A 13,933-nucleotide genomic window follows, 5' to 3' on the forward strand; every position below is an offset into this window, starting at 1 on the left:
CGGGCCGTGGTTTGCTCTGAAGACCGACGAGGCCGAGAGGAGCGCGCGTTGAAACCGACCGAGTTCGTGAAGGTGAACACTCAGTTCTGGGGAGATCACCTGCGCAGTGTGAGTGAGCATCTGCCGACCAGTCACGCCGGCGAACTGCCGGGCCAGCTGCTGTACCCGCGCATCATGCTTCTCACCGAGACCCCGGACTGGAACATCCTCGAACTGGTCGGTGTGAGCCGCGAGTACCGCCTCGAGGTACGGCGGCAGAAGGCCAACAGCATCGAGGAGTACTTCGGTCTCGCCGAAGGCAAGCCGGTGCTCCCGCTCCCCGGCGAGAACATCGTCAAGGACGCCACCGTCGCCACCCAGGCCGGCCGTCGTGAACTCGACGCCAGGTTCCCGAGCGCTCTGAAGATCCTGGGCACGGAGTACGTCGGTCCGGGCGAGCAGCTGCTCGGGTTCGCGCCGGGCAACTACTCGACGTTCGACCGGGCCCTGCTCGTGCACACCGCCGGTCCGTCGATCCGGCTCCACTGGACGTTCTTCGCGCTGGCGATCCACCGCTCGGAGCCGGCCGACCGGTACCTGGACTTTGTGCGGAACTTTGTCGGCGCCGCTCCCCACCTCGACCCGATCGGCACCGTGAGCGCGCCGAAGGGCGATGCGGGCCTGAAGAGCGAGGCCTTCACCAGCACGTACCTCGCGCACGGCCTGCAGAATGCCACCCCCGAGGCGTTCCTGAGCGAGCACGAGGACATCCTGGTCACGGCGTTCGACGCGAGCCGGCTGATCCAGCGGCCGCTGCTCGAGTGGCGCGACGGTGAGGCAACCGATCAGGCCGCGCTCACGCCGGACTTCATCCTGGAGCGCGCCGACGGCAGCCACATCGTCGGCGACCTCGGCCTGCCGCTCCGCGAGGCCGGCAAGAAGCACCGGCGTACGACGACGGTCGCCGAAGGCACCGCCCAGCTCGCCCGGTACGACGAGTACTTCAAAACGCCGGAGAACCGCGCGTTCGTCCAGACGAAGTACGGCGTCGACGTCAGCGACCCCCGCAAACTGCTGGTGATCGGCTCCCACCAGACCGTCCCCGCCGCCGAACTGGCCTCCGCAACGGCCGTCGAAATTATCGACTACGACACAATCCTCCGCCTGTACGTCGCCGCGAAGTCCTAGACCGGCAGGATGCAGACCGGCTTCGGCCAGGTTGCTGGGGCGCCGGCGGGGATGAGGGTGCCGTCCTCGGCGTCGACGACGAAGGTGGCGATGGTGTCGGAGCGCTCGTTGGCGGCGTAGAGCCGGGACCCGTCGTTGCTGAAGGCAAGGTGCCGGGGCCAGTTGCCGCCGGAGTCGATGGTCTGGACGAGTTCGACCGTGAGGCCGTCCGCCGCGACGGCGAAGACCGCGATGGTGTTGTCGCCGCGGTTGGAGCCGTACAGGCGGCGGCCGTCGGCCGAGATCAGCAGCTCGGCCGGGAAGTTCTCTCCGGGCGAGTCGGCCGGCCGGGTCGACGCGGTCTGCACGATCCGCAGTTTGCCGTCGCTGTAGCTGCACACGCTGAGCGTCGAGTCGAGCTCGTTGATCACGTACGCCGCGCCCGCGGTGGGGTGGAAGACCAGGTGCCGCGGTCCCGCGCCTGGGTGGACGTGCAGCCGGTCCACCTCCTCGAGCCGCCCGTCCTCGGTCAGCGTGGAGACGTAGACGCTGTCCGAGCCGAGGTCGACGTCGAGCGTGTAGGTGCCGGACGGGTCGAACGCGATCTGGTGCGCGTGCGGGCCCTCCTGACGTTCCTTGTTCGGCCCGGTGCCCTCGCGCTGCAGGACCTGGGTCGCCTCACCGAGCGAGCCGTCCGCCGCGATCGGGTGGATCGCGACCGAGCCGGAGGTGTAGTTGGCCGACAGCAGGAACCGGCCGGACGGGTCGATGTCCAGGTGGCACGGGTGGTCGCCGCTGGTCGGCTGCTCGTTCAGCAGCTCGAGTCGGCCGTCCCCCTGGATCGCGAACGCGCTGACGCTGCCGTTCTCGGTCTCGTTCGTGGCGTACAGGAACCGACCGTCCGCGGACCTGACCAGGAAGGACGGATCGGTGGTGGTTGCCACCAGCCCGATCCCGTCCAGCGGCCCGAACCCGATGCCCTCGCCACCGCCCGGCTGACTCGTGTAGCTCCCGACATAGATCCGCTCAGAAGTCATGGCCCTACCCTGCCAGGTCACGGTTGCAGCGGCATCCCGTATCCGAAACTCAGCGCATTCGCAGACCGTAGAGCGCGGACCCCCATCCGAGGTCCGGGACCAGCACCTGCCAGCCCTTCCTCCGGTACAGCCTGGGGCCGGGCCGATCATCGGTGTACGTCGCCAGCAGCGCCTTCTCGTGCGGTAGATCAGCCATCAGTACGTCGTGCAGCGCGGAGCCGACCCCTCGACCCTGTGCCTCGACCGCCACCGCCAGCTCGACGAACTCGAAGTGACCGCCGACCCACTCGTCGACGATCTCCGCCGGAGCGGTCTCCACCAGCCGGTCCGACCACCACTGGCCGCGTTGCCCGGTGAACCCGTACGCGAACCCGACGATCCGGTCGTCCGCCCTGGCCACCACGAGCTTGAACCCATCGCGTTGCGAGTGCAGGGGCAACTGCTCGTTCCCGAACTGCTCGGCCCTGGCGGCGTCCTCGTCGTACCCGGGCGCCCCGAAGGCGGACAGGTAGACGGCGGCCAGGTCGGGCGCGACCTGGAGCGACTGCTGGGCGTCGAGTACGTCGATCACTCGGTGAATCCTGCCGTGCCTCGACAATTGCCGGAAGGTGCAACCCGGTAGCGGCGGCACGACGTTGCAGCTAGCCTCACGCGGGTGGACACGGAGGGGTTCTTGCAGCGGATCGGCATCGCCGGGTACGACGGCCCGCCCCGGCTGGAGGCGTTGTCGCAGCTGCACCAGGCGTTCGTCGACACGGTGCCCTACGAGACGGTGCAGTACCAGTTCGGCGAGGGTGGACCGCTCGATCCGGAGGACGTCGCCAAGCGGATCATCGCGCGGGAGACCGGCGGCTACTGCTTCCAGCTCAACGGAACCTTCGCGCTGCTGCTGACCCAGCTCGGCTACCGGGTGGAGATGCATCGCGGCGGCGTACAGACTCCGAACCACCCGGGCATCGTGGACGGGAGCCACATGGTGCTCACCGTGAGCGGTCTGATCGAGGATCCCGAGCGGGAGTGGCTTGTCGACGTCGGTATGGGTGACGGACTCGTGACGCCGATGCCGTTGGAGGCCGGCGACGATCATCAGGAACCGTTCGACCTGCGGTTGCGCGCCTCCGAGAAGGTCGACGGCTGGCGGCTCGACCACGACCCGCGCAGCAGCCTGGTCGGGATGGACTTCGAATCCGCCGCGGTGGGCCTGGACGCCTTCGCCGCGCAGCACGCCCGTTTGTCGGTGGGTCCGGACTCCCCCTTCGTCCGCCTCGCCTCCGCCTTCCGCCGGAAGCCGAAGTCGGTCGTCGTACTGCGTGCCGTCGGCCTGACGGAGACCTTCGCCGACCGGGTCGACCGGACCATCATCGACAACCCGGCCGACTACTTCGGGACCCTGGCCGACGTCTTCTACCTACCGCTCCCCCACCTCGACGCCACCCGCCGCGACCACCTCTGGCGTCGCGTCTGGTCGCAGTACCAGGAGTTCCTCGCCAAACAGCCCGCTTAACCGGCTGTCCGGAGGACGAGGATGGCGTCCGAACCCTCCGCGGCTTTGACGGTCAGGGTGTGGAGCGGACCACCGGAATCGCCCCAACTGGTTGCCCCGCCGCCGCTGACGCCGACGTCGAACGCGTCGGCGCCGCGGTGGACGAGCCGGACGTATCCGTCCGTGACTGTCGCGGTCACCTTCTTCCCGTCGATGGTGAGGGCGGCTGTCCGGCGGATCAGGACCTCGCAGTTGCCATCGGCGCAGGCCGCGTAGTTCTGACCGTCCTTCGCGGCCGGCAAGGCCGGAGTCGACGGCTGCACCGGGGTCGAGGACGGCTCCCCCGTCGTCGGCGACTGTCCGGGCGTGAGCGACTGTCCGGGCGTGAGCGACTGTTCGGGCGGAGACGACGCGGACGAGGGTGCCGTCGCCGGGGATTCCCCGTCTGTGGACGTGTCGTCGCCGGACGAGCAGGCCGTCAGAGCCAGCACAGCCACCAGGCCGAGGAATCCGCGTGCGATCACCTGGACAACCCTAGGCAGCGGGAGGGCGAGCCGAGCGGGTTTGTCCGCAAGATGTCACGTCTCCGCAAGGCTGTGGCCGAGCGGTCGCGCATCCACGGACTGCCGGGTGTCACGTTGCGAGGGCGAAGAGGGTGCTGGGGAGGATGGAGACTACGACGGCGGTCGCCGCGCACAACGAGATCATCGCGACGGCCGGGGTCTCGATGTCGACCGCGAACGGGTCCTCGGCGGGCAGCCGGAACAGTTCCGCGACCCAGCGCAGGTAGACCGCGAGCCCGATCATCACGTTGACCGCCATTACGATCGCGAGCCAGCCGAGATGCGCGTCGATGACCGCCTGGAACGCGGCGAACTTGGTGAACAATCCGGCCAGCCCCGGCGGCAGACCGGCCAGCACGACCAGGAAGAAGATCAACGCGACCGCGAGCCCCGGCTCGGACCGCACCATGCCGCGGTAGTCCGACAGCAGTCCGCCCGGCCGGTGCCGCTGCACCACGGCGACCGAACCGAAGGCGCCCAACGTCACCACGACGTACGCCGCCAGATACCCGACGACTGCCTGCGCGTCACCGACCGCCAGTGGAGCGAGCAGGAAACCGACCTGACCGATCGACGACCAGGCCAGCAGCCGGACCGCTTCCACCTGGCGCAGCGCGGCCAGGTTGCCGACGGTCATCGTCACCGCGGCGAGGATGGCGACGACGGTGCGCAGGTCCGATCCGTTCGGCGCGATCCCGCTCGTCACCAGCACCAGCAGACCGGCGACACCGGCGGACTTCGACACCACCGCCAGGAACGCGGTCACCTCGACCGGCGCCCCGACGTACGTGTCCGGAAGCCACGCATGGAACGGCACGGCCGCGATCTTGAAGCCGAACCCGACGATCACGAACAGCCCGGCCGCGAACGCGACCCGCCGCAGGTCCGGTTCGAGCCCGCTGAGCCGGTTCGCGATCGTGGTCAGGTACAGCGAACCGGTCACGCCGTACAGGTAGGAGATCCCGAACAGCATCACCGCGGTCGACAGCACCGACACCAGGAACGCCTTGAGCGCACCCTCCGATCCGCGCCGGTCCCGGCGCAACGCGACCATGGCGAAGCTCGGCAGTGACACGACCTCCAGGCCGATCACGACCGTGGCGAGATCGCGGGCCCCGGCGAGCACCGTGGCCCCGACGAGGGCGCTGAGCAACAGGAAGTGGTACTCACCGATGGGGATGTCCGAGGCGAGAAGCCGGTACGCCGACAGCCCGACGACGCCGAGCCCGCCGATCAGCAGCACCGCCCACAACCCCGCGGTCAAGGGCTCGAACACCAGGCTGCACTCGGCCGGCCCTTCGACCGCCGCACGGCAGAACGCCGGTTTCACCTCGTTCCGCTGGGCCCAGACGAACACCAGCCCGAACAGGATCACCGCCCCGGTCAGCAGCGTCACCACCGTGTGCCGCAACTGCGCCGGCGCGCTCCGCCAGAACCCGTCGATCAGCAGTACGGCGACCGCGCCCAAGGCAAGCACCAACGGTACGGCGATCGCCTGCCATTCAGTCCAGGTCAGGGTCACAGGCTCCCCCACTGATGCAGAAGGAGGCCGGGCCAGACCCCGAGGAGGACGGTCAGGACGACGAGCGGCGTCCAGGTGATCAGTTCGATCCGGCTCAGATCGACCGCGAAGGCGGCGGCCGGATTCTCGGCCGGATCACCCTGGCACAGGTTGCGAACGAGCCGGAGGAAGTACGCCGCGGTGAGCACGGTCCCGAGCCCGGCGACCACCATCAGCACCAGATAGGTGGTCCGAGGCAACAGGTCGCTCGGGTCGTAGGCGCCGAGCAGGACCAGCATCTCGCCCCAGAACCCGGCCAGCCCCGGCAACCCGAGCGACGCCAGGCTGGCGAACGTCAGCAGCGCACCGATCCGCGGCAGCCGCGCGTACAGCGCCCGGCCGATCACCCGCAGGTCGCTGGTGTCGTGCCGGTCCTTGATCGCACCGGCCAGGAAGAACAGCAGGCCGGTGATGATCCCGTGCGCGATGTTCGCGAACAGCGCGCCGCGCAGACCGGCCGGCGACAGCGTGGAGATGCCGAGCCCGATGAAGCCCATGTGGCCGACGCTCGAGTACGCGATCAGCCGTTTCACGTCGGTCTGCGCCAGACACGCCAGCGACCCGGCGATGATCGCGACGGTGGAGAACCCGGCCAGGTACGGCGCTATCGTGACGGTCGCATCGGGGAGCACCGGGAGCAGGATCCGGATCAGGCCGTAGGTGCCGAGTTTCAGCAGCACACCGGCCAGCAGGACGGACCCGACCGTCGGCGCCTTCGCGTGCGCGTCGGGCAGCCAGATGTGCAACGGCCACAGCGGCACCTTCACCGCCAGCCCGACCGCGATCAGGACCGCCGCGGCCAACGGGACACCGTGCCCGCCGAGCACCGGCGAGTTGGTCAGCCGGACGATGTCGAACGTCCCCGCCTCCCGGTACACGAGCAGGAAGCCCAGCAGCATCAGCGCCGAGCCGAGCACGGTCATCAGCACGAACGTCGTCGCCGCCCGCCGCCGCCCGGCCGGGTCGTGGTCGTCACCCCAGATGTCGATCACCAGCCACATCGGGATCAGCACGATCTCGAAGCAGACGAAGAACAGCACCAGGTCCATCGCGGAGAAGGTGCCGATCACGCCGGCCTCGATCACCAGCAGCAGCGCGATCAGCGACCTGGTCCGGCCGACCCGCGGCGTGATCCGCAACGAGTACAGGCAGCACAGGAACGTCAGCAGCGCGGTCAGCACGATCAGCGGCATCGAGATCGAGTCCACCGCGACGTGGAACCGCACGCCGAGCGACGGAATCCACGGCACGTCGGTCACCGCCTGCAGCGGCCGGGCATCGTCGCCTAGGACCTCGTTCTGCAACGGCGTGTAGGCGAACCAGCCTTCGGTCCGCGGCCACAGCAGCAGCGATCCGACCAGCACCAGCCCCGAGATCACCGAACCGTACTGCGCGGCCAGCCGGTCGCCGATCGCCGCCGGAATCGCCCACAACGCCAGGGCCGCAAGGATCGGCAACGCAAGGATTCCGAGCAGAATCGCACTCACGAGCTCACCACCTCAGCCAAGAAGCTCACGAGCCGATCACCCCGGCCAGCACCGCCAAGGCGACCACGCCGACCACGGCCGCGGTCAGATACGTCTGCACGTTCCCGGTCTGCAACCGCCGGAAGCCCTGTGACGCCAGGGTCCCCGTGCGTCCCGTGGCCCGGACGTAAGCCCCGATCACATCGTCATCGCCGGCCACAGTCAGCCGCGCCAGCCACCGAGCCGGTGCGGCGAACATCCGGTCGTACAACGTGTCGAGCCCGAACTCGCGCTCCAGCACCACTGGCCGCGGATCCGCACCGCGCGACCACAGCGAGTACGCCGGCAACGCACCGAGCAGGACGAGCACGGTCGTCACCAGCCCGACGATCCAGTTGAGATGCACGCCGTCGACGTACCCGAGGACGATCGACGCGACGGCGAGCAGGACCAGCGGCGACAGCATGACCCACGGCGCGTCGCGGAGCTTGGACGTGTCGGGTTCGTCGAGATCGGCCATCGAGTCGTCGTCCTCGAAGGCGCCCAGCGCACCGGCGACCGCGGGCGTGCGGAAGAACACCCACAGCCACATCCGCACGCAGTAGAACGCGGTCAAGGCCGCGGTCAGGCACACCGATGCCAGCACGACCCAGCCAACGACCGAACCGTCCCGCGCGTGATGCCAGGCCGCCTCGACCACCGTGTCCTTCGAGAAGAACCCGGCGAACCCGGGTACGCCCGCCAACGCGGCCAGACCGACCGTCATCGTGACGAACGTGACCGGCAATGCCTTCCGCAACCGGCCGCGACGCGTGTAGCGACGCAGTACGACGAAAGCCGCACTGCCGACCTGGTGGAGCAGGACGCCGGCGCAGAGGAACAACAGCCCCTTGAACGCGGCGTGGGTGACCAGGTGGAAGAGCGCTGCGTGGCGACCGTCCGCAGTACCCAAGGACAATCCGGCAAACATGATCGCCAGTTGGCTCACGGTCGACCAGGCGAGCACCCGCTTCACCTCGACCGCGGCCATCGCGCACAGTGCGGCGAACAGCATCGTCACCGAAGCGACGATCGCCAGCACGGTCAACGTGGTCCCGGACGCCGCGAAGACGTCGTACAGCCGGGCGATCACGAAGACGCCGGCGGCAACCATCGTCGCGGCGTGGATCAGCGCGCTGACCGGGCTCGGACCCGGCATCGCGTCCGGAAGCCAGGTCTGCAACGGCACCTGGGCCGACTTGCCGACCACGCCGACCAGGAGCAGCAGCGTCCCGGTGGTGAGCACCCCAGGCGAGATCTGCGCAGGATCCAGTTCCGAGATCCGGAAGGTGCCTGCGCCGACGCCGAGGACGAAGATGCCGAACAGGAAGCCGACGTCGCCGAGCCGCGTCATCAGAAACGCCTTGACCGCGCCGGACCGGGCGTCCCGGCGCTCCCAGTAGTGGCCGATCAGCAGGTACGAGCAGGCGCCCATCACCTCCCACCCGATCAGCAGCAGGAACAGGCTGTCCGCGACCACGACCGTCGCCATCGCCGCGGTGAACAGAGTGACCAGAGCGTGGTACGACGCCGCACGCTGGTGCAGGTAGCCGAGCGAGTAGACCTGGACGCACGTCGCGATCACCCCGACCACCGCGAGCAGCAGCACGGTCAGGTCGTCGGTGCGTACGGCGAAGCCGAGCGTCAGCCCGTCGATCGACGAGTTCAGGAACGAGGCCTGTTCGGGCTCGGCGCCGTACAGCAGACCGGCCATCAGGACGACGAGCAGCGAGAAGCCGACGCCGGCCACGCGCCATGCGGTCGCGATCACGTGGCCGCGCCCTTCTCCTGCTCGACCAGGTCGCGCGCCGCGTCCGCGTCGACGTGCCCGTGACCGCGGAAGAGCAGCAAGACGATCGCCAGGCCGAGACCGATCTCGGCGGCGGCCAGGGTGATCACGAAGACCGCCAGCGTCTGGCCGGTGGCGAGGCCGTCGAGCCGCCAGGCGTCGAAGGCGACCAGGTTGAGATTCACCGCGTTCAGCATCAGCTCGAAGGACATCAGCAGCGTGATCGCGTTGCGCCGCGCCAGCACGCCGTACACGCCGATGCAGAACAGCACGACCGCCAGCAGCAGCGGGAGAATCAACGGCATGTCAGTCCTCCTTCCCCGAGGACGACACCTTGTCAGAGCCTTCCGACAATTTCCTTTGGGACAAGGCGATCGCGCCGATCAACGCCGCCAGCAGGAGCACGGACAGGACCTCGAAGGGCAGCACCCAGGTCTTGAAGACCGCTGTCCCGACGGCTTCCGCCGATCCGTCCGGCACCGACTCGATCTTCTCGTTGCCGAAGGCAATCACCACTCCGGCGCCGAGGATCAGAGCCAGGACGGCGGCGACCACCGCTGCGAACGGGCTGCGACCCGTCGTCAGCTCGGGCAGCGGATTCGTCGGTGCCTTCGTCAGCATCAGGGCGAAGAGCACCAGTACGACGATCGCGCCGACGTACACCAGTATCTGGACCAGCGCGACGAACTCGGCGTGCAGGGCTCCGAAGCAGCCGGCGACCGCGCCGAGCGCCACAACCAGCCAGAGGGCGGCGTGCACGATCCGGCGAGACGTCACGACGATGACGGAAGCGATCACCGCCACCACCCCGGCGACGGAGAAGAGGGCTGTTGTCACGCCTCGTCCTCCGAGGGCTCCGAGGCGGTGACGGCCGGGCCGGGGTCGATCGGCTGAGGTGCCGGGACCGTCCACATCCAGTCGCGGAGGCGGTCCTTCTCGTGGGTCAGGTTGCGGATGTCGGTCTCGGCGTACTCGAACTCCGGCGACCAGAACAGCGCGTCGAACGGGCAGGCCTCGATGCAGATGCCGCAGTACATGCACAGGCTGAAGTCGATCGCGAACCGGTCCAGCACGTTCCGGCTGCGCTCGCGGGCCTGCTCACCGACCGACGGCGCGGTCTCGGTGTGCGAGTCGATGTAGATGCACCAGCTCGGACACTCCCGGGCGCACAGCATGCAGGACGTGCAGTTCTCCTCCAGCAGCGCGATCACGCCCCGGGTCCGCGGCGGCAGCTCCGGCTGGACATCGGGGTACTGCTCGGTGACGGAGCGGCGGGCCAGAGTCTTGGCGGTGACCTTGAGCCCCTCGATCAGCCCCTTGCCAGGTACGCCCACGCCTCCTCCTGTCGTCAGTAGGGCCCTGTTAGCAGGACACTAGTCGGTTCCGGCCCGATCCGGTGCGACCCGGCGTCACAGTTCCCTTTCCAGGCGGGCGGCAACCTCGCGGTAGCGGCTGACCGGTATCAGGTGAACGCCGTCGAAGGCACCCGAGTCACGGACCCTCAGGATCAGCTCGCAGGCGTGGTCCACGCCGGCGTCCCGGTCCCGCTCGACCGCCTCGACCAGTGTGTCCGGGATGCTCAGCTGGGGCAGAGCGGCCAGGTTGTGGGCCATCTTCGCGCTGGCGAGCACCATCACCCCGGCGTACACCGGAATGTCCAGCTCGACGCTGTCCCGCCAGCGCAGCAGCTCGTCCAGGTCGTAGCTGACCTGCACGTAGAGGAAGTCGGCCTCTGCTTTCCAGCGCGGCACCGGCCGCAGCCGGGTAGTGGCACCGACCTTGAACGGGTTGCAGCCCGGGTACGACGTACTGCGCGCCTGCTCGATCATGGTCCGAACGGTGAGCTGACTGGTCCGCGCCCCCTCGGCCGGGTCGTCGCCGTGCACGAACAGGAACTGCTCGACGCCGTACGCCGCCGCCGTGAGCAGGTCGCGGCGGAAACCGAGCAGGTTCCGGTCCCGCGAGTTGAGGCACGCGATCCCGCGCGACCCCATCGCCTGCACCTCGTTCGCCACCGCCACACTCGACACAGTCGCCCGGCCGATGTGGTTGTCCGGGATCAGGAACGCATCCGCGATCGGACTCATCACCCCGATCTGATGCCGCACCCGCTTCAAATCCGGCCGCGTCGGCGGCTCCACCTCACACACCAGCTCGAACCCGTCCCCAGCCATCCCCCGACCCTACTGAACGTTTGGACAGGTACTGGGGTCTAGCCCACGCGTGCTGCGCGGCCACTCCTCGTCGCGCGCTCCTCGTCGCGCCCGCTACGCCCGCTCCCACCCGCCCCCGGCTGTCGCGGTTTCCCGTGCCGGCTGCCGCCGGCACCTGGCGGGCTGCCGCCCGCGGTCTGCTCGCTATCGCTCGCCTTCGACCACCTGGGCGGACGCCCGCCCTGGAGCTCCTGGCGACGAGGATCGTGGCGTCCTATCCCTGGAGCGCAGGTGCGATTCTCCGGACAGCTCTCCGGCATCCATGCACGACCAGGAGGCGCCCGTGTGGTCCCCGTTTGGCAGACCCCGCGGCTGGTGGAGATATCTCGCCGCCCGACAGTGTCAGCGGTCACCGCGACCCGCTCCATCACCAGAGCACGAGGCGGTCGGGGCGCGCGGCAGCGCGTAGGTCCGGCGGCAGCCGGCCGGATTGCACCGGCGATAAGCCGGGGGGGGGTAGGAGCGGGCGTAGCGGGCTGACGAGGAGCGCAGCGACGAGGAACGGCTGCGCAGCACGCGTGGGGCCGCTCGATCACCAGAACACCCGGCAGCAGTAGGCGGTCGGGCGCGCGGCAGCGCGCAGGTCCGGCGGCAGCCGGCAGGATGCACCGGCGATAAGCCGGGGGGGGTGGGTGGGAGCGGGCGTAGCGGGCTGACGAGGAGCGCAGCGACGAGGAACGGCTGCGTAGCACGCGTGGGCTCACTCGATCACCACAACACCCGGCAGCACGAGGCGGTCGGGCGCGCGGCAGCGCGTAGGTCCGGCGGCAGCCGGCAGGATGCAACGGCGATAAGCCGGGGGGTGGGTGGGAGCGGGCGTAGCGGTCTGACGAGGAGCGGAGCGACGAGGAACGGCCGCGTAGCACGCGTGGGCTCGACCCCATTACTCCTCCATCTCAGTACCTCTGCATCTCCAAATCCCACCGCCTACAGATCGGCGAGGCGGGTGCGGAGGAAGGCCTGTTCGGTCTGGTTGGTGGTGAGGGTCAGGGCGGCTTCGTAGGCGGCTCGCGCCTCGGTGGGGCGGTTGAGGCGGGTCAGGAGGTCGGCGCGGATGGCGTGGAAGAGGTAGTAGGAGCCTAGGTCGAGGTCGTCGACGACCTGGAGGGCAGCGGCTGGGCCGTGGACCTCGGCGATGGCGACGGCTCGGTTGAGGGCGACGACTGGGGTGGGGTCGACGGTGAGCAGGTGGTCGTAGAGCTGGAGGATCTGGCGCCAGTCGGTTTCCGCGGCGGAGGCTGCGTCGGTGTGTACGGCGTTGATCGCGGCCTGGAGCTGGTACGGACCGGGCTGGTTCCGGCGCAGGCAGCGCCGTACCAGGTCGTGACCTTCGGCGATCAGGCGGCGGTCCCAGAGTGTCCGGTTCTGGTCGGCCAGGCGCACCAGTGAGCCGTCGGGGCGTACGCGGGCCGGACGGCGCGACGCCTGGAGCAGCATCAGGGCGAGCAGGCCGACTGCCTCGGGTTCGTCGGGCATCAGCTCGACCAGCAGGCGGCCGAGGCGGATCGCCTCCGCGCACAGTTCGTCGCGGACGAGGGATTCGCCGGACGAGGCGGCGTACCCCTCGTTGAAGATCAGATAGACGACGGCGAGAACGCCGCGGACCCGCTCGGGCAGGTCGGCCTCGTACGGCACCCGGTACGGGATCCCGGCGGCGCGGATCTTCGCCTTGGCGCGGACCAGTCGCTGCGCCATCGTCGGCTCCGGCACCAGGAACGCATGGGCGATCTCGGCGGTGGTGAGGCCGCCGAGCATCCGCAGCGTCAGCGCGACCCGGACGTTGAGCGCCAGCGCCGGGTGGCAGCAGGTGAAGATCAGGCGAAGGCGGTCGTCCTGCACAGCGCCCTCCTCCACCGGTTCGGTCTCGGCGTGAAGCAGCGCCGCCTGGGCGTGCTTGTCCTCGCGTATCGACTCGCGCCGCAGCCGGTCGATCGCCCGGTTCCGGGCGGTGGTGATGATCCAGCCGGCCGGACTCGGCGGTACGCCGGTCTGCGGCCACTTCTCCACCGCCGCGGCGAACGCGTCCTGAACGGCGTCCTCCGCGATCTCCAGGTCGCCGAACACGCGCGTCAGTACGGCGACCGCACGCCCGTGTTCGGCCCGGAAGACACCGGCGATGTCCGTGCTCACGTGGCGAACGGCCGGACCTCGATGGACAGGGGTTCGAGGACCTTGGCCAATCGGCGCGCCCAGCTCAGGGCCGCGTCCAGATCGTCGACCTCGATCACGGTGAACCCGCCCAGGTGTTCTTTCCCCTCGGTGAACGGCCCGTCGGTCACCAGCACCTCGTCACCCGACGCCTTGAGCACGGTCGCTGTCTCCGGCGGGTGCAGCCCGGCCGCGAACACCCAGACGCCGGCCGCCTGCATCTCCTCGTTCAGCGCACCCAGCTCGCGCATGATCGGCTCGAGGACCTCGGGCTCCGGCACGGGCCCGTCGGGCTGGTAGATGCTGAGCAAGTACTGGTTCATCGCGACCTCCCGGTGAGTGTTGTCACCCCTAAACGAACCCGCTCACCCCGAATCGACAGCCAACGACAGACTAGTTCCACCACCACCCGCCGAGCGTTGTCCCGCCCGGAGCAGGCGCAGCGCTTCGCCGAGGGTCGGTACGACGGGCTCCCCCCAACGGTCGGT

Annotated in this window: 13 protein-coding genes and 1 pseudogene; 2 read left to right on the plus strand and 12 right to left on the minus strand. The window is 69.3% G+C overall.

Annotation, left to right across the window (positions count from 1 at the left end):
• The first annotated feature begins 48 nt into the window (after positions 1-48).
• Positions 49-1,167, plus strand: coding sequence for a hypothetical protein (locus tag ACYVOK_RS02235; protein ID WP_460660513.1), 1,119 nt, complete (start codon positions 49-51; stop codon positions 1,165-1,167).
• On the opposite strand, the gene ACYVOK_RS02240 is transcribed toward ACYVOK_RS02235, so the two are convergent.
• Entirely contained in the window at positions 1,164-2,183 is a 1,020-nt protein-coding gene (locus ACYVOK_RS02240; RefSeq protein ID WP_460660514.1) for a lactonase family protein, read from the minus strand. The genes ACYVOK_RS02235 and ACYVOK_RS02240 overlap by 4 nt on opposite strands.
• 49 nt (positions 2,184-2,232) lie before the next feature.
• Entirely contained in the window at positions 2,233-2,754 is a 522-nt protein-coding gene (locus tag ACYVOK_RS02245) for a GNAT family N-acetyltransferase (RefSeq protein WP_460660515.1), read from the minus strand.
• Positions 2,755-2,838: 84 nt separating this feature from the next.
• Here ACYVOK_RS02245 and ACYVOK_RS02250 point away from each other — a divergent pair, with 84 nt between their 5' ends.
• A complete protein-coding gene (locus tag ACYVOK_RS02250; protein WP_460660516.1) occupies positions 2,839-3,687 on the plus strand; it encodes an arylamine N-acetyltransferase family protein in 849 nt (282 codons plus the stop codon).
• Here ACYVOK_RS02250 and ACYVOK_RS02255 read toward each other — a convergent pair.
• The 10 genes and pseudogenes from ACYVOK_RS02255 to ACYVOK_RS02300 all read right to left on the minus strand — a co-directional run bounded on the left by ACYVOK_RS02255 (position 3,684) and on the right by ACYVOK_RS02300 (position 13,768).
• Positions 3,684-4,190: a hypothetical protein gene (locus ACYVOK_RS02255; RefSeq protein ID WP_460660517.1), complete on the minus strand. Its 507-nt coding sequence runs from the start codon at positions 4,188-4,190 to the stop codon at positions 3,684-3,686. The two genes, ACYVOK_RS02250 and ACYVOK_RS02255, sit on opposite strands and share 4 nt — an antisense overlap.
• A 109-nt stretch (positions 4,191-4,299) precedes the next feature.
• Positions 4,300-5,751: an NADH-quinone oxidoreductase subunit N gene (locus tag ACYVOK_RS02260; RefSeq protein ID WP_460660518.1), complete on the minus strand. Its 1,452-nt coding sequence runs from the start codon at positions 5,749-5,751 to the stop codon at positions 4,300-4,302.
• Positions 5,748-7,277: a complex I subunit 4 family protein gene (locus ACYVOK_RS02265; RefSeq protein WP_460660519.1), complete on the minus strand. Its 1,530-nt coding sequence runs from the start codon at positions 7,275-7,277 to the stop codon at positions 5,748-5,750. Before ACYVOK_RS02265 ends, ACYVOK_RS02260 begins: the two co-directional genes overlap by 4 nt.
• A 25-nt stretch (positions 7,278-7,302) precedes the next feature.
• Positions 7,303-9,066 carry an NADH-quinone oxidoreductase subunit 5 family protein gene (locus tag ACYVOK_RS02270; RefSeq protein ID WP_460660520.1) on the minus strand — a complete coding sequence of 588 codons (1,764 nt, stop codon included), beginning with the start codon at positions 9,064-9,066 and terminating at the stop codon, positions 7,303-7,305.
• Positions 9,063-9,389 (minus strand): NADH-quinone oxidoreductase subunit NuoK, encoded by a 327-nt coding sequence (nuoK, locus tag ACYVOK_RS02275; protein ID WP_460660521.1) that lies wholly within the window; start codon positions 9,387-9,389, stop codon positions 9,063-9,065. The genes ACYVOK_RS02270 and nuoK overlap by 4 nt, the downstream gene beginning before the upstream one ends.
• Position 9,390: 1 nt before the next feature.
• Positions 9,391-9,921, minus strand: a complete 531-nt coding sequence (locus ACYVOK_RS02280; protein WP_460660522.1) for an NADH-quinone oxidoreductase subunit J family protein — start codon at positions 9,919-9,921, stop codon at positions 9,391-9,393.
• A 146-nt stretch (positions 9,922-10,067) separates the two neighbouring features.
• Positions 10,068-10,295, minus strand: a pseudogene (locus ACYVOK_RS02285) (4Fe-4S binding protein); the annotation flags it as partial.
• A gap of 198 nt (positions 10,296-10,493) precedes the next feature.
• Positions 10,494-11,258, minus strand: a complete 765-nt coding sequence (locus ACYVOK_RS02290) for a methylenetetrahydrofolate reductase (protein WP_460660523.1) — start codon at positions 11,256-11,258, stop codon at positions 10,494-10,496.
• A 966-nt stretch (positions 11,259-12,224) separates the two neighbouring features.
• On the minus strand, positions 12,225-13,427 hold the full coding sequence (locus ACYVOK_RS02295) for an RNA polymerase sigma factor (protein WP_460660524.1): 1,203 nt from the start codon (positions 13,425-13,427) through the stop codon (positions 12,225-12,227).
• Entirely contained in the window at positions 13,424-13,768 is a 345-nt protein-coding gene (locus ACYVOK_RS02300) for a YciI family protein (protein WP_460660525.1), read from the minus strand. The genes ACYVOK_RS02295 and ACYVOK_RS02300 overlap by 4 nt, the downstream gene beginning before the upstream one ends.
• Positions 13,769-13,933: the final 165 nt, after the last annotated feature.

The organism is Kribbella swartbergensis (assembly GCF_054784135.1).